Origin of the sequence: Arthrobacter sp. HMSC08H08 (assembly GCF_001807575.1) — a bacterium.
Lineage (GTDB): Bacteria > Actinomycetota > Actinomycetes > Actinomycetales > Micrococcaceae > Pseudoglutamicibacter > Pseudoglutamicibacter albus.
The window spans coordinates 107,116-123,461 of the sequence record NZ_KV789376.1; the positions used below are offsets into that span (position 1 = coordinate 107,116).

Here is a 16,346-nt window from a genome sequence, read left to right on the forward strand (position 1 = left end):
CGGGCGGATTGCGTATCAACGCAATCCGCCCGTCGCTGTTTTCCGTCAGCTATCTTCCCTTAGCTGTTAGAGCAGGCAGCGATAATCGAGGGCAAGAGCGCCTCGATCGCTTTCTTCCGGTGGCTGATGCTGTTCTTCTGCTCTGGGGTGTGTTCGGCGAGTGACTTGCTGGAGCCCAGCGGTTGCACGATGGGGTCGTAACCGAAGCCGCCCTCACCTTGGGGCTCGGTCAAGAGGGTTCCTTCGAGCTCCCCGCGTTCCACGACTTCGTAGCCGTCGGGGCTTGCCACTGCGGCAGCACACACGAAGTAAGCGCGCCGCTGTATCGGGTCGGTGATGTCGGCCATCTGCGCTAGCAACAAGCGGTTATTAGCTTCATCGTCGCCGTGCACCCCTGCCCAGCGTGCAGAGAGGAAACCTGGGGATCCACCCATGACGTCTACGGCCAGGCCGGAGTCGTCGGCGATCGCGATCAGCCCGGTCTCTCGGGCCACGGTGCGGGCCTTGAGCAGCGCGTTGCCTTCGAAAGTCACGTCACTTTCGACCACATCGGCAGCGCCCGCGGTTGCCGCATCAATGAGCTGGGTGTCTACATCGAGGCCTTCGACCTTGCCGCGCAACAGTTCGCGTAGCTCCGCTAGCTTTCCCTGATTATGGGATGCCAGCACGATCCGCGGGGCTGTTTCCTCGTTGGGGTTCACAGTTTCGGTAGGGTTTGCGTTCATCGTTGCCATCCCAGTGTTTCGCATTGCATTGCGGCTAGTTCTGCCGCTCCCGTCACTGCCAAATCCAGCAGTGCATCGAGCTCTGAACGGTTGAATGGCGCACCCTCGGCGGTACCTTGTACCTCAACGAAATCGCCCGAGCCGCGGACCACAACGTTCATGTCCGTCTCCGCGCGGACGTCCTCAACGTACGGCAAATCCAGAACAGGGGTTCCGTCGATGATGCCCACCGAGACTGCCGCGACGGTATCGGTCAGCACCTGCGCGTCCTGATCAACTAGGCCTTCTTGGCGTGCCCATTCGACTGCGTCGGCGAGTGCGACGAATGCGCCGGTGATGGCGGCGGTGCGGGTGCCGCCGTCGGCTTGAAGTACATCGCAATCGAGCACGATGGTGTTTTCACCGAGCTGTTTGGTGTCTATCACGGAGCGAAGGGATCGGCCGATGAGCCGGGAAATTTCGTGGGTTCGGCCCCCGATTTTCCCTTTGACGGATTCACGCTGATTGCGGGTGTTGGTTGCCCGCGGCAACATCGCGTATTCAGCGGTAACCCAGCCGCGCCCTTCTCCTTTGAGCCAGCGGGGTACGCCCTCGGTGAAGGAAGCGGTGCACAGAACCCGGGTATTACCGAATTCGATGAGAGCTGAGCCTTCAGCGTTTTTTGACCATGCCCGGGTGATGGTGACGGGGCGCAGCTGGTCTGCTCGGCGACCATCGGCGCGTGTGTTAGTTATGCCCATGCGGTCATCGTATCCGTTCTTTGGTGGTTTCACGGTGTTTTGTAATCGGCTTGTTATGTGTTGGTGCGGCAAGGGTCGCCTGCATTTATGGCGAGGGATTTTATGGCGATGGATCGTGTGGCCCCGGTTGGACAGGGTTTTCGCGGGTTCCGCGGTGGCCTGGGATGGGCCGGTGCCGCACGCCGGCCTCTTGAAGTGCGCGTGCTAGGGATTCTGGGACGCGGGACATGGTTGCAGTGCGTGGGTCGCCGATGCGTTCGCCTGAACGTACGCCGTAGGTTACCCCTGAGACGGCCACCGCGAGTTCGCCACTGTATTCGGCGCGGGCTTCTTCTAAGACGGTGGTGTGGTCGGTCCAAACGGGGATGTGGGTGAGCAGGAGCCGCTGGACTGCGGCTGCTTTCGCTGCCTCCCCGGCTCGCTTTCCGGTCAGGTGGACTCCCTTGATGTGGTCGTCGCGTCCTTCTTGGAATGCGGCCTCACACAAGAAGAGGTCGGCATCACGGGCGGCTTCGACGAGTTCGGGGCATTCGTCCGTGTCTCCTGAATAGGTCAATACGGAGTGGATTTGCCGGCCTTCGAGGATCTCGTGTCCTTCAATGCGGAACGCATAGGCCTCATCGACGGGATGGACCACCGGATACGGTGTTACGGTCAGCGGCCCTATCGTGACGGCTTTGTGCGCAACCCAATCCCGGAAGTCGAAGTCTTCACGCATACCCGGATCGCGCGGTAGGCCGTAGGCGTCTGCCATGCGGTCTGCGGTATCGGCTGGGCCATAGACCCGCACGCGGTCCCTGCCCCAGCCTTCTGGGTCCCAGTGCACTGCAACGTGTAACCCGCACAGATCCATGCAGTGGTCTGGATGCAGATGGGATATCAGGACCGCGTCGATGTCTTTGAGGTCCATGTAGCGTTGCAGTACGCCAAGGGATCCGGACCCGAAATCCAGTAGCACGCGCCACGGGCGGGTTCCGTCGTGTGCGGTCAGCAGATAGCACGATGCAGGCGAGCCGGGGCCTGGGAATGATCCCGTGGAGCCGATGATCGTCAGTTTCATGTCATGAGCTCCGATTAAGTGTTGTCGGGATATCGCGGGATCATGTGGGTTACACCCGTCACCTCGGGTCCGAGGAATCGTTGAGCCATGACCGAGAAATGCTCGGTGTCACCGGTAGCCATGAACGTGTGGCGCGCGCTCGCCTCGGGCGGGGCGATGAGGCCTGCCTCGGTGAGGGAACGGAACACGTCTTTCGCGGTCTCGTCCGCTGAGGACACCAGGCTCACGTCCTCCCCCATGACGTAAGAGATCACGCCCGTGAGCAACGGGTAGTGCGTGCACCCCAGCACGAGCGAATCCACGCCATATTCTTTGAGCGGCTGCAGATAGCTCTGGGCAACATCCAATAGTTCCTCGCCTGAGGTTTCGCCGCGTTCAACGAACTCCACAAAACGAGGGCACGCAGCCGCACGCACCTCAATATGCGGGGCGGCCGCGAACGCATCCTCATAGGCTCGTGAGCGTACCGTGGCTTGCGTACCAATCACACCGATGCGGCCCGTACGGGTTGCACGCACCGCCGCACGCACGGCCGGCTTGATCACTTCAACCACCGGGATGCCGTAACCCACCGTGTAACGCTCGCGTGCATCGTGCAAAACAGCGGCCGAGGCTGTGTTGCATGCGATCACCAAAAGCTTGACACCGGCCTCGACCAGCTGGTCCATGATGTCGAGCGCATTCGCGCGCACCTGCGCAAGCTGCAACGGCCCATACGGGCCGCGCCCGGTATCCCCCACATAGAGGATGGACTCCTGTGGAAGCTGATCGATGATCGCGCGAGCCACCGTGAGCCCGCCAACCCCGGAATCGAACACGCCGATCGGCGCCAACGTGGGATCACTCGCTGAAGCTTCTCCACGCAACGCACGAGTCACCGTAGCCGCGGCGTTGTTTTCTGTTGCGACGCTGCCTTCCACTGAGGCGTTTTCTGCTGAGGCGCTATCCGCTCGGGCGCTATCTGCTAAGGCAGAGTTCAATGCCGGTTTCATGGTCTCCGTTATGCACATAGAAAATGAGGTGCTTGATGCGTATCTAGGCTAAGCCTTTCCACGCAACAACGCATGCATGAGTGAGTCTTGCAGCCACGAGGTGAAGCCGTAAAGCATAACCATGCCTTGGTCCGGGTCATCGGACACTCCTTGTTCCATGGCTTCCTGCACGCGATCGGCGTCCTGTTGATCCTCGATGCCCAGGCGGGCTGCCAATACAAGCCGCATGACGTTGAGTGTCGAGGCCACCTGCCCCGCTTTCTCATGCGGAACCAAGAATGGGTCTTTCATCACAGCACGCGCAAGCCACTTCAAGCCTTCCCTTTGACGAGCGATGAGCCCCGGCTCGGTGCGTGCACGCATCGCTGCATCCGCACCGTCAAGGGCGCCCACCGCGTCATCGGTATGGATCGAACGCGGCAAGATAGCCAAAAGCGCTGGGTCCTGAGGGTCATCCAACGTAGCCGACCCGCCTAGCAGCGAGGCCCCCGCGTCCGCTATGTCGTTACTGAGCCCCAGTTCTTCCCACCAGCGGTCTGCCCCGTCGGCTGCTGTAACTGTTGGTTCTTCTACGGAGTCTGAGGCTGTCCTTGAAGCGGCGCCCGTTGTGCCCGATACGGCCTTCAGACCCGCATCGACGTGTTCGGCTTCACGCCCGGCAAGCAACTGGTCGATGTCGCGAGCCAGCATCACCAACAGCTGGGCCTCTGCGTAGTCAAGTTCAGTTGAATAGCCTTTTCGTGTAGCTCTGAAAGGACGTGCCATCAGGCGTCGCCTCCGCGCATCGTGGCCTGCAAACCGAAACCGTGCATGGCTTCAACATCGGCTTCGATCTTTTCCCGCGGCCCGCGAGCCACCACGGCCTTGCCCGAATGGTGCACTTCAAGCATGAGTTTCTGTGCAACCGAATCCGAATAGCCGAAGTACGTGCGGAACACGTAGGAAACATAGGACATCAAATTGACCGGGTCATCCCACACAACAAGCTCGAAAGGGCGCGAGGCAGCGGGTGCGAACGCGTTGTCCTTCTCCACTTGATAACTCACAGAGGTTGCGGCAGCCATACGACACATTGTAGTGGTGGGACCCGAGTGCCACCTCAGAGGGCTTGACATATTAGGCTGGGGGCATGTCAACGAGCACGTCACTGATGACCGACCGCTACGAGCTGACCATGATCGAGGCCGCGATGGCCTCCGGTACAGCAAACCGTAAGAGTGTTTTTGAAGTTTTCGCACGCCGTCTCCCGGAGGGACGCCGCTACGGCCTTTTGGCCGGTACCGGACGGTTCCTTGAGGGGCTTGAAAACTTCCGTTTCACCACCGAAGACCTCGATTACCTCTCGGATAACAAAGTGGTTGGCGATGCGATGCTCAACTGGCTCGCCGATTTCCGTTTCTCCGGCAATATCACCGGCTACGCCGAAGGTGAGATCTATTTCCCGAACTCCCCGATCATGCAGGTCGAGGCCACGTTCGCTGAAGCGGTGATCCTGGAAACCTATCTGCTCTCAGTGCTCAACTATGACACCGCGGTCGCCTCAGCGGCGTCCCGCATGATCGCTGTAGCGGGCGGACGGCCATGCATTGAGATGGGATCGCGGCGGGCCAACGAAGAGTCCGCGATCGCGGCGGCACGCGCGGCCGCCATCGCAGGCTTTGCTAGCACCTCCAACCTTGAAGCGGGCCGCCGCTACGGTCTCACAACCGCGGGCACGGCCGCGCATTCCTTCACCCTGCTGCACGATTCTGAGCGTGAGGCGTTCAAAGCCCAGATTGATTCGATGGGTGTTGACACGACCCTGCTCGTGGATACCTACGATGTGGAGCAGGCCGTGCGCACCGCCGTTGAAGTAGCAGGGCCCCAGCTTGGTGGTGTGCGCTTGGACTCAGGTGATTTGCTGTCCCAGGCGGTGTGGGTGCGGGAGCTTCTCGATGATCTCGGCAACCCGAATACTAAGATCATCGTGACCTCGGACCTCAACGAGTACGCGATCGCAGCGCTGCGTTCTGCCCCAGTGGATGGTTACGGGGTCGGAACCCAGCTCGTGACCGGCTCGGGTGCACCGACCGCCTCCATGGTGTACAAGCTGGTTGCGCGTCAGGGCAATGACGGCCAGTGGGTTCCGGTCGCGAAATCGGCATCCGGTAAGAAATCGGTGGGTGGTAAGAAGTATGCGTACCGCCAGATCAATGAACGCGGCCGCGCAACCGCTGAGCTGATCGGTGTGAACCGGGTTCCTTCCGGGGCCACCGATAGCGACCGCCCGCTGCAGATCCCACTCGTGGTGAACGGCGAAATCCAGGACGGTTTGACCGGCGCTGCTGGTGTCGAGGCAGCGATCGAGCGGCGTAAATCCTCGATCGAAGAAATGCCGGGGCGGGCACGCCAGCTGATGCGGGGCGAACCCGTGATCCCAACGCTGATCGAGGACTAAGATCACAGAAAGACGAAACCCACAGAAACAAAACACCCACAGAAACGAAGCACACACAACCGGCGGCGCCCAGGGCATAGATGGCATATTTGTTCTGGACGCCGCCGCTGTTGTTAGGCGCCGTCCACGGTTAGGCGCCGTCCACGGCGTTTATTTTCGGCCCTTATTTTTGGCCGACAAACCATTTCTGTAGCGTCGAGATGCGGTTACGTAACTGCTTTTCGGAAGCCTGCGCCACCGGCGGGCCACCACTAATGGCGCGTAGCTTGTTGTGGATCTGACCGTGTGGAATACCCGTCTTATTCGCATACGCCGCAACAGACTTAGCGAGTTGGGTACGCAAGTCCATGAGCTGGCGGTGATCCACGACTCCCTGTGTTTCTTGCCCCGGTGTTTGTTGCTGTGCCGCGGTCTTCCGCTTGCTCAGGTGTTTGGCCTGCCGCTGACGCAACAGCTCACCGACTTGTTCGGCATCCAGTAGGCCCGGGATGCCAAGGAAATCAAGTTCCTCTTCGGAACCCACGCCCGCGCCTAGCCCGAACTCGCCGCCGTCGTAGAGAACACGGTCGAAGCTCGCATCCGATTCAAGGGCCTGGAAGGTGCCATGAGTGAGCTCACTTGATGCGCGCTCTTCACGGTTGGCTTGAGCGAGTTCCGCCTCGACTTCCTGCATCGTCTGGTCTTCACCGCTACTTGGCCGGTCCAGTGCGTGATCGCGCTCTACCTCCATCTCGTTGGCAAGAAGCGTCAAAACAGGCACCGAGGGCAAGAAGACGCTCGCGACCTCGCCGCGCTTGCGGGAGCGCACAAAACGTCCGATCGCCTGAGCAAAGAACAGTGGCGTGGACGTAGAGGTCGCATAAACGCCGACTGCCAAACGCGGCACGTCAACACCCTCAGACACCATGCGCACGGCGACCATCCACCGTTTCGTGTTCGCTGTGAAGTCCTCGATGTGTTGCGAGGCCCCGGCATCATCGGAGAGCACAACCGTGGTCTTCTCGCCTGTGATGCGATCCAGGATCGCCGCATACGCACGCGCGCTGTCTTGGTCGGTTGCGATCACCAATCCGCCGGCATCCGGAACGCTTCGACGCACCTCAGTCAAACGCTGATCCGCTGCGCGAAGAACCTTCGGGATCCACTCACCTTCAGGGTTCAAAGCGGTACGCCACGCGGACTGTGTGATGTCTTTGGTCGCGGCCTCCCCCAGCTGGGCTTCCATCTCTTCACCTGTTGAGGTGCGCCACCGCATCGAACCGGAATAGGCCATGAACATGACAGGGCGAACAACGTGATCCTTGAGCGCCTCACCGTAACCGTAGGTGTAGTCGGCTTTCGAACGGCGGATGCCCTCTTCGTCTTCTACATACTCAACGAACGGGATCTGCGCCGTATCCGAACGGAACGGCGTACCCGTAAGCGATAGCCTGCGTACCGCAGGCTCGAAGGCCTCCCGGATACCGTCGCCCCAGCTCAACGCGTCGCCTGCGTGGTGGACCTCATCGAGGATCACGAGCGTCTTCCCGGCCTCAGTGCGTGCTCGATGCAGCAGCGGCTTGTTCGCAACCTGTGCGTATGTCACGGCAACGCCGATGAAGCCGCGGCCGTGGCGGCCATCGGAGTTCTTGAAGTTCGGGTCAATGGAGAGCCCGATGCGGGCGGCGGCGTCAGCCCACTGCGTCTTCAGGTGCTCGGTCGGCGCTACAACAGTGATGCGGTTGATGGTGCCGCGCTCAACCAGGGTCTTGGCTACACGCAACGCGAACGTTGTTTTACCTGCGCCTGGGGTTGCAACTGCAAGGAAGTCCTTCTCTGGACTGTTGAAGAACGCTTCAAGAGCCTCTGCCTGCCACTGCCGCAGCTTAGGAGCTGTGCCCCACGCGGCTCGTTCCGGATACGCCGGTGGCATGTCCTCGCCCACGGAAAACAGGGCATCGGACATAAAGGCATCACTCCACAATCATTCTTCAACCATCAGAAACAGAGCACCGGTTTCTATGCGGAAACGGGCGCAACAAAACAAGCATCGCGTGCAACGAACACGGCTTGGAAACAGCGCGACAGTGAACCGCTGGGTCAACCCGCGCGGACGCTGGGCTAGCTTAGTCGCCCATCATCGAATCATAGACTTCCTTGCAGTCCGGGCACACCGGGAACTTCTGCGGGTCACGGCCTGGGACCCAAACCTTGCCGCACAAAGCGATCACCGGTTCACCCGTGAGGGCGGACTCCATGATTTTGTCTTTCTGCACGTAGTGCGCAAAACGTTCATGGTCCCCTGGTTCCGACAACTGCTCTTGCAGCTGCCGGTCCATCACAGCAGTGCCGCCAGGTGAGGCGGTGTCAGGCGAGGCAGGATCGTTGGCATAGGGATCGTTGAGAGAACTCATGCCACCCATTCTATGCCGCCCCGGCCCGAGCGCACACGAGGAAAGATGATTGATCACGCGTGGCGGATAACGGTCTGCATCAGCTCAGGCGTCGAACGGTCGTACCACTTCCCGCCTAGCCAGATACCTACTACACAGATCACCAGGCCCCACACGATGTCGAACGCGGCGGTTACCGCGAACGGAACCACGCGCGCCTCGTTCCACGCCATGAGGTAGAAGACCACGGTAGGCGCGAGCAGAATGGCTACCGCGACGAGGTAGAGGGTCTGGGTAATGAATATCCGCATACCGGACCCCGGTGGCGTTTGGAACGGGGAGTCCCCCGGCTGTGGAACAGCATAAATCCAGCGTGCCGATACCAGCGCGGACAGCCCCAATGAAACACCGAGTGCTGCCAGCGAAGCCAGTAGCGAATCAGGAATCATTTCGACGCGGTCCAGAATCAGCAACGGAACCACCGCGGATAGTCCGACTGCTACGAATGAGAGCGGTAGCACCGCAACTACACGGCCCAGCCGGTCCTGCCAGCCACGCACCCCGGTGAGAACATGTGTATGGAACGCCGTTGAGTCATAAGAAATATCGGCAGAAATACTGAACCCCATGAGCGCGCCAACCATAATGCCGGCGAGGTGGCCACCGAAAGCAGCCTCCGGTTGGAACAGTGGCATGAATATGCCGATCACCACGATGAGGACCGGCACCATGATCAAAGAGGCCGAATAGCGGGCGTCCTTAAGCCAATAGATCAGCGCGCGGCCGGCAATCGCACCCCACGGAGTTGCCGGCATGCGTCCGATCCAGCCCAGCCCCTTCACGTCTTTCGATGCGGCCGTATGCGGAGGAGACACCGCGGCCTTCTTGACGATGCGAACATAGAGAACCCAGCACACCACAATGCTCACAAAACCGATCGCGCCACTGATCACGCCGTGGACCATGTTCCCCGATGCAAAGGCCCACACAGCGCCAAAGAACGCACCGAACGGCGAATATGAGCTCACGGTAGCTAACGTGTTTAGAACGTTCACGATCAGGTGGTGATCCGTCTCCGGACCCAACGTGGCCATCATCGGCCCCATGAACATGACCGGGAGGAACAAGACCACAGTCCCTAATTCACGCACACCACGCTTGACACCCACCGTGCTAAACCACGTCATGAACGTACGCCCAAAAAGCTGCGCCGCCAACGCTGAGAACAGCCCGGCAACAATCCCCCACGCGAGCAAGTCAGCGTTGAACTTAAAGGAGAAGGCAGCGATCAGCATGAAGATCAGCGTTGCCACGCCAGGGACTCCGATGAAACCGGCGAGTAACAACCCTGGAGCGAGCCTTCCGGCGCTGATTGGGAACAACGCAAAGCGTTGCGGCTCCATCGCCCCATCCATGCCCGTGAAGAACGCGGGCACAACAGTCCAACCCAGCACTACCAGTGCGCTCAGCGTCACCACGATCATCTGAGCAAAAGGCGCATCTTCCGGGGTCATCGCCGCCAACGCCAACGCACCGATCACCAGCAGGAACCCCATGTACAGCCCGCCCAGGATCACGCCAAAGAGCTGCCATTTATTGCGGATCAGGCCGTTAATGAACAGCCTCCACCGCAGCTTGATCAGCTGTGCAACCAAGACAACCCTTCCTGCTCGCCGCGGCCACCCACCAAGTCAACAAAGCGGTCTTCAAGGGTCATACCGTCGCATACATCCTGCACCGTCCCAGCAGCTTTGAGCTGCCCCTGCGCGATCACCGCAACGTGCGTGCACATCCGCTCAACCATCGCCATGACGTGGCTCGAAATCAGGACCGTACCGCCCTGCTCAACATAGTTATTCAAGATGTCACGAATATTGGCACTCGAAACGGGGTCCACGGCCTCGAAAGGCTCATCCAAAACCAAAACCTGCGGCGCCTGAATCATCGCACACGCGAGCGCGACCTTCTTATGCATACCCGCGGAATAATCCACAACCTGCTTATCGGCCGCCTCTTGTAGGTCCATGACCCGCAAGAGATCCTCAACGCGCGCGTTAACCACCTCGGCATCCATGCCACGCAAACGTCCCGTGTATGTGATCAACTGACGGCCCGAAAGCCGGTCAAAAAGCCGCATACCATCAGCCAGAACGCCCAGCTTCTTCTTCGCTACGAGTGGTTCCTTCCACACATCGACTCCATGAACATAGGCATGTCCGGTATCCGGGCGTAGCAAGCCGGTCAGCATGGACAACGTTGTGGTCTTACCTGCCCCGTTAGGCCCCACCAGTCCATAGAACGATCCACGCGGAACGTCGAAGGCGAACGGGTAGACCGCGACCTTATCCCCGAAACTCTTACCTAGCCCACGGAAACTCACCGCCGCCGAGGACGGATCCGCTAAACCTTGCATCTGATAACTTCCTTGCGTCTGATGTGATGTTGTTTCATGACCTTTATGCGTAGGCCCCACCCCACGTTCATGGTTATGCGCAGGTTCGCCTGCAATATGCGTCATATAAAAATCGAACCATGCGATTTAATGCAGATCAAGAGCCACACTAGAATGTGTGGCTCTTGACACATTTTCTCCGGTTACTTCACCGGTTCAACTAGAACAAGCTCATCGCCAGCTTGCGGCGACCAGCGGCAACGCGTGGATCGTTCTGCCCCACCGCGCTGAACAACTCAACCAAGTGCACCCGTGCCGTCTCACGGTCATCACCGCGATGCGCTCCGATGAAACGAATCAGACGTAAGAAGGCATCATCCACGTGCCCGCCCACGACGTCAAGATCAGCGACATCGATCTGGGCCTGAACATCATCCGGGTTGGAAGCCGCAGTATCACGGACCTCCTGCGCATCGAAACCAGAGACCCGCTTCAACAAATCAACCCGATGCACACCGGCCTCAGCCTCCGCATCAGCCGGGTTCTCCTCCACGGCACGCTCATACAAAGCCCGCGCCGCATCATATTCCCCTTGCGCAACCAGCGCATCAGCCTCAGCGAACCGGCCACCAGCCGCTTCGGCGCCAGCCGTGTTAATAGGTGCGACCGTGGAAGCCATCCCCTGCTGAACCGCAACCTGCTGCAACTCCTGAAGTGTTGCCGCCATCTGTTCGGAATCAACGGTGCCTGCGAAGAGCGGCATCGGTCGGCCACCTAAGACCGCAAGCAGCATCGGCACCTGCTGAATCTGCAAGGCCTGAGCCACACGCGGATGCTCATCGACATCCACAACACCCAGAACGAACTTACCCGCCTGAGCCTCAACCGCATCATCCACAACCCGGACCACGGAGTCGGCGGCTTCAGAGCGCGCCGAATACGCGACCAAGAACGCCGGGACCCGCGTGCTGAGCTGCGCGAACTCCTGCAGCGACTCTTCCGTGACCATCGTGGCCCACTGGCCCAGCGAGGCTTCCATGTCCGATGCCTCAGTAGCCTGGCCTGGGGTTTGCTGGCCTAGCGATGATAAGTCCACAGCACCTGCCGAGGACGCTGGAGCGGCGAACTCAGCTTGCCTTCCGGAAGCACCCACACTCGCATTCGGGTTGTGCGCCTGCCCAGGCTGTGCATCAAATGATGAAGAATCCATCGACACTGCGTGCCTCATCCTCTCAGTCGTGCCCCGCAGGTTCCTCGGGGCGCACGGTCGCTACTTCAGCTCTACACCAACAGGGACATACGACATACCAACGACCTCGGCTGGTTTGCCGTCCTTGATGTTGATGACCACAGGAATCGTGAGGCGAGCCTCGACCGGCTTGTCAGTCTCTTCCTTGCCAACAAACTCGCGGATGAAGCCGGCGAGCTTCGTCTTACCGCCGTCCTTCTCCGGGGTCATCCTCATGGTTTCGGTGACCAAACCGGAGACCATGACACTGCCATCCGGCATCTTCAAAGCGTTAGCAGACTTCGCGTTGACCTTGTAATCGGTCGTGAACTTACCCTTGCCGTCGCCCTCGTAGCTCTTCTTGGTCTCCGAGTTTGCTTTACGCAGCTGATCGACCATCGGGGACTTAGCGAACTTCTTCGCAGCGCCGGACTTCGCATCACCCAGTGCAGAAGAGAACTGTTTCAGGGCATCTTCAGGTGACATCGGGCCACCCTTCTTACCTCCCCCAGAAACTGCGCGGACCTCCGGGTCCCCCACTGCGATACCCGGGAACGTTGCCCCCTCGACCATCGGGACTGCGGACACAACCTTGTACTGGGAACGGGCGTTCGCCTGCTTGAGGGTCACAATGACCGGCAGGTCCTTGTTGCTGCCCGTGGTCACAGCCATGATGGTTCGAGGGAAGCCACGGTCTACCGGAACCGCGGCGGTCACAACCTTCTTCGAAATCGGCGGAACAAGATTGTCGTTGAGCTTGACCTTCTTCTTCAACGCGCTGTAAAGATCCTGGCGCAGGTTCAGAGCGTCTGCCTCAAAACGTGATTCGAGCTTCTTCGCGTCACGCTTCTTATCGCCCTCAGCAGCAACGTCGCTGACATCACTCATGATGCGCTCAAGCTGGGTTGTGACCAGGATCGAATAGGCTTCCTCTTCTTCAGCCTTAGCGGTGGCCTCCTCAGACTTCTCGGCCGAGGTGTCCGCCCACGCGACCTGAGACGGGAGCGCAAGGCCGAGGGCCGCACCCACAGCAATCAGGCCCTTCCAGGCACGAGAGCGCCGACCCTCACGTTGGCCAAGGCTCTTAGTTGTAGCAGGTTCAGCAACAGAGCGGAATCGTGGATCTTCTTCAGGGTTCACGTCATCGCCCTCCTGCCAGTTGCGCTCATCGTCTCCCCATGATTGTTCGCCGTGAGCCGGTGCGGCAGATCCGCCGCCGTAATAGTCGTCATCGTCGTCGCGGCGGTCCTGGTCGTTACCGTCATGTTCCTCAGAATCAGCGGGAGCAACCACGCCGTGCCTGCGGCTTGCAACGATCGTGTCATCCGACTGCGGAACATATGGATCGCTACCGCCAAAGTTAGGCAACTCGTATTCAGCCGTATCGCCGGCACCTTCAAAGGAGTCACCGTCGTATCCAGCATCTGCCCCCGGCTGGCCGTCTGGATGCCCAGCGGCGGCGCCAGCACCGACACCGGCACCGATACCTGCGCCAGCGGCGCGGCCGGTGTGGTTAGCCCGCCGGTCAGCGTCCTCTCCTCGACGAGCCGCTGCGGCACGGCGCGGAGAATCAGCAACGCGACGGCCACCGCGCCGCTTCGGACGAGACATCGCCAGAATCAGGGCAAGACCAAACAAGATGACAGCGGCAACAAACCACGGAGTCGCTTTAGCCCACTTGGCTGACATCTCAGCCTCCGGGTTATCCCACGTCACCACAAGATCCTTCGGCGCAGGTTCAGTCCCGTCCTTAATGACCAGCAGCGCGACAGGACCGTGAATCTCCTCAGGCCAGGCCACATCCCACCGGCCTTCTTGCTCAGACTCTGAAATCCAGAGGTCAGAGCCCTGAGGATTAGGAGCCTTTGCATCGCCCTTCTTGTGCTCGACCTTGAACGTGCGCGAACCGGTGTCCACAGATTCGATCACGTTCATCGCAGAGGACCCCGCCCACTCCTGGATGTCCCAGGGGCGTGCGACTGCGACCGTGAACTTGCCTTCTTCCCCCAGTTTGACCTCTGGGTTGGAATCCGGCGCCAAATGAATCTCTGAAGAAATCATGGTGATCGGCGCATCCGGGGTATCGTCCGGGATCTCAGCGCTGAGGCGATCCTGCGGAGACCACCAGGTCATGTGTCCGATACCGATAATGAGGCACACCACGCCTATCACCAGGGCAGCCGTGCTAATAATTTTGCGCACTATAGGTCAATCATCCTCGTATCAGCCGCGGCGCTCAGCACCGCAGTTCGGTCAAGTCACAATCGCGGGCGATGCCGCGTCTACTAAGAGTCTAACGAGTAGACCCTCGTCTTTCCCGTAATTCGCTCCAAACTTAGGTAGTCTAGCCGACATGACTGCGCGTTCAGATGAGCCCAACGCCTCGGAGCTTGATGGCCAAACCTCCAGGCCTCCGGGCATGCAACCCGAAGACCTCCCCGATGAGATACGCCTCGGCGGTGACCTACCTAGCGACCCGGACTCTAGCGACACGCCGGCATCATCTGACAGCGAGGATCCCGACGTAACGGCGGAACACAGCAAGGCTGAGCCCTCCACCGGCCAAACCGGGCGGCCTGAACCGGAGAAGGACACGCTCGCGGTGCGAGCGCCCGATATCGACGCAACAAACTCGCTCAACCCCGGCCCCATACCAGCCCCTACCCCTGCCCCCGCGGCGTCTGCACGGTTCCGCAAGTTTGTTCCGCACTGGCTAGGCCGCGCGCTCACCACCACGGATAGACCCTTACCCTATGATCCCGGGTCCCCGCAGGCCACCATCGATGGATCCGGTGCATCCAGCAATTCTGAAGCGGACGAAACCTCCAGCTCGGCGCTTGGAACAGCGAAAAGTTCGCCAGACAGCCCCGCACTCCAGACCCCCGTGAAGTCCGGTTTCGGTCTTGCAGTAGGTGTAGCGCTTGCCGTCATGGCGTGGCTGATACTGGCGGAGCTATCTCAGCTTTTGACGTGGATCGCGCTGGCATTGTTCATCGCGTTAGGCATGGACCCCATCGTGCGCTTCTTCGTATCCCGCGGGTGGCGGCGCTGGGTCGGTGTGCTCGTGGTCGTGCTCGTACTTCTCGCGTTCGTGGCTGGCTTCTTGAGTTTGCTGATCCCCGCGCTCATCACCCAGATCTCTGAGCTAACTCGACGCGCGCCCGCGATCCTTGATGACGTCACCGCCAAACCGATGGTTCAGAAACTGGATGCTCAGTTCCACCTCATCGACAAAGTCGGTGAAGAAGTCAGGTCCATCATCAACAGCCCTGACACCCTAGCGAATGTGATCAACGCCGGTAACTTTGTGGGTGAGTTCTTCTTCGGCACACTCATCGTGTTCGTTCTGGCAACCTATTTCTTGGCTTCGTTGCCACAACTGAAACTGTTTGTCTTCTCTTTCGCGCCGGCTTCCAGCAGACAGCGGGTCGCCGTGTTGTCAGAGAACATCACGCGTTCGGTAGGCAACTACGTCATGGGGCAAGCAACAGTCGCCATTGTCAACGCTTGCTTCTCGTTCATCCTGATGACGATCTTCGGGATCCCCTATTCGCTGCTACTTGCACTGTGTGTTGCGATGCTCGCATTCATTCCGCTCGTAGGTGGCGTGGCCGCGGGAACCTTGGTTGTGATTGTCTCTCTATTCTCGCTCAGCTGGCAGTCCACACTGCTGTACGCGATCCTCTACATCGTCTACCTGCAGGTAGAGGCCTACTTCATCTCGCCTAGGATCATGTCGCGTGCCGTCAAGGTTCCAGGCGCGGTGGTGGTGATCGCAGTGATCGCCGGTGGTGCGCTCTTCGGCGTGTTGGGTGCGCTCATGGCAATCCCGGTCGCTGCTGCCGCCATCACGCTGATCAAGGAAGTCTTCTTCCGCAGGCAAGACGCCCGCTAACCCAGATCGGGCCCTCCAGTGCAGCTACCGTCTCGGGTTCGCTAGCGCGGCCTCAACGACGCGGCGCGTGGTTCTCCCAGCATCTGCTATGCCAGTGGCGCCTGTCTGCTTGGGCGTCCGCGTCCGATCGTGAACCGTCCGCTCTCCACGCCACAATGTGTGCGATGCCCGGTGGTATCAGCTGATCACAGCCCGGGCAGCGGTAATGTTTACTCGCGCCATAGCCTGGTACTGCGCGCACATGCCATAGCCCGTCGCTGAAGTCCTGTAACGGTTCGTGGCCGTAGTGAAGCCAGCCACTACTTGTATCTAAGTCCCATGCACGGGTCCGTACAGGGCGAGGGCCTCTGCGGGAGGCAGAAGAACGCGAACCCGAGCTCCTGCGGCTTGCGCCACGAGCCTGCGGAGCTCTGCGGTTTTTACGTCCCACGCTGTTCTCCCCTCTTGGCCTAATCCTTGTGTGGCCCGACAACCTGCTACTACCCTACCGAGCCGCTCGCTCACC

14 protein-coding genes are annotated in these 16,346 nt (G+C 60.0%); 2 read left to right on the top strand and 12 right to left on the bottom strand.

Features of this window, described 5'->3' with window-relative positions:
• Window positions 1-59 precede the first annotated feature (59 nt).
• The 6 genes from rdgB to clpS form a co-directional block, all read right to left on the bottom strand.
• On the bottom strand, window positions 60-725 hold the full coding sequence (gene rdgB / locus HMPREF3175_RS01810; protein WP_070490579.1) for an RdgB/HAM1 family non-canonical purine NTP pyrophosphatase: 666 nt from the start codon (window positions 723-725) through the stop codon (window positions 60-62).
• Complete coding sequence (gene rph, locus HMPREF3175_RS01815) at window positions 722-1,465, bottom strand: ribonuclease PH (protein WP_035754623.1); 744 nt, start codon at window positions 1,463-1,465, stop codon at window positions 722-724. The genes rdgB and rph overlap by 4 nt, the downstream gene beginning before the upstream one ends.
• A 100-nt stretch (window positions 1,466-1,565) precedes the next feature.
• Complete coding sequence (locus tag HMPREF3175_RS01820; RefSeq protein ID WP_083285362.1) at window positions 1,566-2,525, bottom strand: MBL fold metallo-hydrolase; 960 nt, start codon at window positions 2,523-2,525, stop codon at window positions 1,566-1,568.
• Window positions 2,526-2,539: 14 nt separating this feature from the next.
• On the bottom strand, window positions 2,540-3,445 hold the full coding sequence (gene murI, locus HMPREF3175_RS01825; protein ID WP_370977398.1) for a glutamate racemase: 906 nt from the start codon (window positions 3,443-3,445) through the stop codon (window positions 2,540-2,542).
• A gap of 120 nt (window positions 3,446-3,565) precedes the next feature.
• Entirely contained in the window at window positions 3,566-4,282 is a 717-nt protein-coding gene (locus tag HMPREF3175_RS01830) for a DUF2017 family protein (protein WP_070490402.1), read from the bottom strand.
• On the bottom strand, window positions 4,282-4,581 hold the full coding sequence (gene clpS, locus HMPREF3175_RS01835; RefSeq protein WP_035754619.1) for an ATP-dependent Clp protease adapter ClpS: 300 nt from the start codon (window positions 4,579-4,581) through the stop codon (window positions 4,282-4,284). Before clpS ends, HMPREF3175_RS01830 begins: the two co-directional genes overlap by 1 nt.
• 65 nt (window positions 4,582-4,646) lie before the next feature.
• Between clpS and HMPREF3175_RS01840 the strand changes: the two genes are divergently transcribed.
• Entirely contained in the window at window positions 4,647-5,954 is a 1,308-nt protein-coding gene (locus tag HMPREF3175_RS01840; RefSeq protein ID WP_070490404.1) for a nicotinate phosphoribosyltransferase, read from the top strand.
• Between the two features lie 163 nt (window positions 5,955-6,117).
• Here the strand turns inward: HMPREF3175_RS01840 and HMPREF3175_RS01845 are convergent, their stop codons facing one another.
• The 6 genes from HMPREF3175_RS01845 to HMPREF3175_RS01870 form a co-directional block, all read right to left on the bottom strand.
• Window positions 6,118-7,899 carry a DEAD/DEAH box helicase gene (locus tag HMPREF3175_RS01845; protein ID WP_035754615.1) on the bottom strand — a complete coding sequence of 594 codons (1,782 nt, stop codon included), beginning with the start codon at window positions 7,897-7,899 and terminating at the stop codon, window positions 6,118-6,120.
• A gap of 160 nt (window positions 7,900-8,059) precedes the next feature.
• On the bottom strand, window positions 8,060-8,347 hold the full coding sequence (locus HMPREF3175_RS01850) for a DUF3039 domain-containing protein (protein ID WP_035754612.1): 288 nt from the start codon (window positions 8,345-8,347) through the stop codon (window positions 8,060-8,062).
• A 53-nt stretch (window positions 8,348-8,400) separates the two neighbouring features.
• Window positions 8,401-9,981 (bottom strand): hypothetical protein, encoded by a 1,581-nt coding sequence (locus HMPREF3175_RS01855; RefSeq protein WP_070490406.1) that lies wholly within the window; start codon window positions 9,979-9,981, stop codon window positions 8,401-8,403.
• Entirely contained in the window at window positions 9,966-10,739 is a 774-nt protein-coding gene (locus HMPREF3175_RS01860) for an ABC transporter ATP-binding protein (protein ID WP_070490408.1), read from the bottom strand. Before HMPREF3175_RS01860 ends, HMPREF3175_RS01855 begins: the two co-directional genes overlap by 16 nt.
• A 199-nt stretch (window positions 10,740-10,938) precedes the next feature.
• Complete coding sequence (locus HMPREF3175_RS01865; protein WP_176745109.1) at window positions 10,939-11,928, bottom strand: tetratricopeptide repeat protein; 990 nt, start codon at window positions 11,926-11,928, stop codon at window positions 10,939-10,941.
• Window positions 11,929-11,988: 60 nt separating this feature from the next.
• On the bottom strand, window positions 11,989-14,079 hold the full coding sequence (locus HMPREF3175_RS01870; RefSeq protein WP_070490410.1) for a DUF8094 domain-containing protein: 2,091 nt from the start codon (window positions 14,077-14,079) through the stop codon (window positions 11,989-11,991).
• A 220-nt stretch (window positions 14,080-14,299) separates the two neighbouring features.
• Here HMPREF3175_RS01870 and HMPREF3175_RS01875 point away from each other — a divergent pair, with 220 nt between their 5' ends.
• Window positions 14,300-15,841, top strand: a complete 1,542-nt coding sequence (locus tag HMPREF3175_RS01875; RefSeq protein ID WP_083285368.1) for an AI-2E family transporter — start codon at window positions 14,300-14,302, stop codon at window positions 15,839-15,841.
• Window positions 15,842-16,346 lie beyond the last annotated feature (505 nt).

Coding starts and splice junctions, on each gene's coding strand:
- HMPREF3175_RS01870 (WP_070490410.1), bottom strand. CDS start 14,079: ATGACCTGGTGGTCTCCGCAGGATCGCCTCAGCGCTGAGATCCCGGAC.
- HMPREF3175_RS01820 (WP_083285362.1), bottom strand. CDS start 2,525: ATGAAACTGACGATCATCGGCTCCACGGGATCATTCCCAGGCCCCGGC.
- HMPREF3175_RS01875 (WP_083285368.1), top strand. CDS start 14,300: ATGACTGCGCGTTCAGATGAGCCCAACGCCTCGGAGCTTGATGGCCAA.
- HMPREF3175_RS01845 (WP_035754615.1), bottom strand. CDS start 7,899: ATGTCCGATGCCCTGTTTTCCGTGGGCGAGGACATGCCACCGGCGTAT.
- rph (WP_035754623.1), bottom strand. CDS start 1,465: ATGGGCATAACTAACACACGCGCCGATGGTCGCCGAGCAGACCAGCTG.
- HMPREF3175_RS01865 (WP_176745109.1), bottom strand. CDS start 11,928: ATGGATTCTTCATCATTTGATGCACAGCCTGGGCAGGCGCACAACCCG.
- HMPREF3175_RS01850 (WP_035754612.1), bottom strand. CDS start 8,347: ATGAGTTCTCTCAACGATCCCTATGCCAACGATCCTGCCTCGCCTGAC.
- HMPREF3175_RS01860 (WP_070490408.1), bottom strand. CDS start 10,739: ATGCAAGGTTTAGCGGATCCGTCCTCGGCGGCGGTGAGTTTCCGTGGG.
- HMPREF3175_RS01830 (WP_070490402.1), bottom strand. CDS start 4,282: ATGGCACGTCCTTTCAGAGCTACACGAAAAGGCTATTCAACTGAACTT.
- clpS (WP_035754619.1), bottom strand. CDS start 4,581: ATGGCTGCCGCAACCTCTGTGAGTTATCAAGTGGAGAAGGACAACGCG.
- HMPREF3175_RS01840 (WP_070490404.1), top strand. CDS start 4,647: ATGTCAACGAGCACGTCACTGATGACCGACCGCTACGAGCTGACCATG.
- rdgB (WP_070490579.1), bottom strand. CDS start 725: ATGAACGCAAACCCTACCGAAACTGTGAACCCCAACGAGGAAACAGCC.